The sequence below is a fragment of the Micromonospora endophytica genome, from assembly GCF_003236305.1.
GTDB classification, from domain to species: domain Bacteria; phylum Actinomycetota; class Actinomycetes; order Mycobacteriales; family Micromonosporaceae; genus Micromonospora; species Micromonospora endophytica.
Genome location: NZ_POTX01000468.1, coordinates 1 through 1,312, shown reverse-complemented (window position 1 = coordinate 1,312; position 1,312 = coordinate 1). Strand labels below are relative to the sequence as shown.

Below are 1,312 nucleotides of genomic sequence, written 5' to 3'. Positions count from 1 at the left end.
GGGCGAAGGGGGCTAGGGCGCGTTCGACCTCGGCGAGCACGGGGAGCACCGCAGCGGCATCGGCGATCCAGGTGAAGTGGACGGCGAGGCTGTCGCGGCCCTGGTTGGGGCTGAGCCACAGGTCGTCGGCGGCGACGGTACGCAGCTCGCTGGTCTGCGTCACCGGGGCGATCAGGTGCGCCACCTCGTCCAGCGCGGCGAGCGCGTCGGCGGCCACGGCCCGGGGCAGGTGGTATTCGGACTGCAACTCGTCGCCGCTGCTCGGGGTGAAGCCGAGCCGGAAGTGCGGCAGCCGTTCGTGCCAGGGACCGGCGACGCCGAGCTGCTCGGTGCAGTTGATCGTCGGCATGCCGGGCACCGGATGCCAGGGCCGGTCGGCCGCCGTCGTGCCGAGCCAGCCCGCCGGGGGCGGCGGCTGGTCCGCGAGCTGCTTGCGCCAGACCTGGGTGCCGCGGGTGGAGCGCCAGTCGGTGAAGACACTGACGCTGTACGCGGACCCGAGCGCCTCGTCCAGGGCGGCGCGGGGCAGGTCGAGTTGGACGTACTGGCGGATGTCGAAGGTGGGCACCACGTCCAGGGTGAGCCGGGTGACGATGCCCAGCGCGCCGAGCGAGACCACCATGCCGGGAAAGTCGGGGCTGCTCCGGTCCACGGTGAGCAGTTCCCCGGTGGCGGTGACCAGTTCCAGTCCGGCGACGGCGGTGGCCAGGTTGCCGACGGTCACGCCGGAGCCGTGGGTGCCGGTGGCGACCGCGCCGGCCACCGAGATGTGCGGCAGCGAGGCGAGGTTGGCCAGCGCGTACCCCCGCTCGTGCAGCCAGGTCGCCAGCTCCCCGTAGCGCATCGCGGCCGGCACGTCGACCAGCCGGCGTTGCGCGTCGAGCCGCACGGTGGCCGGCAGCCCGGTCAGGGTGACCAGGTCGCCGGTGGTGTCGCCGAGCCGGTTGAACGAGTGCCCGCTGCCCACCGCCCGGATCCGGTCGCTGCCGGCGACGAGCGCGCGCAGCTCGTCGATTGACGACGGCCGGTGGTACGCCCGGGCGGCGTAGCGGACGTTGCCCGCCCAGTTACGGTGCGCCGACACTGCGACCCCCCTCTCCGCGCCGACGGTTACCGTCGGCTCCGTCGGGGAACCCTACGCCGATGAGCAGCTACCGTGATCCCGCCCCTCGCGGCGACGTGTACCCCTCCGAAGAGGAGATCGATCCGACCGGCAGCGGCGTGGAGCCGGCCAGCGGCCCGGTCGGGGCGTACGCCGGGACGAGCGCGAGCCAGCCCGGCCCGCAGCCGAACCCCGCGCCCGGACCGGCGC

At 74.4% G+C, this 1,312-nt stretch carries 1 protein-coding gene; it reads right to left on the bottom strand.

Features of this window, described 5'->3' with window-relative positions; genetic code table 11:
• Nucleotides 1-1,084: FAD-binding protein (locus tag C1I93_RS30545; RefSeq protein ID WP_111246691.1), on the bottom strand; the 1,084-nt coding region annotated here is incomplete at its 3' end.
• Nucleotides 1,085-1,312: the final 228 nt, after the last annotated feature.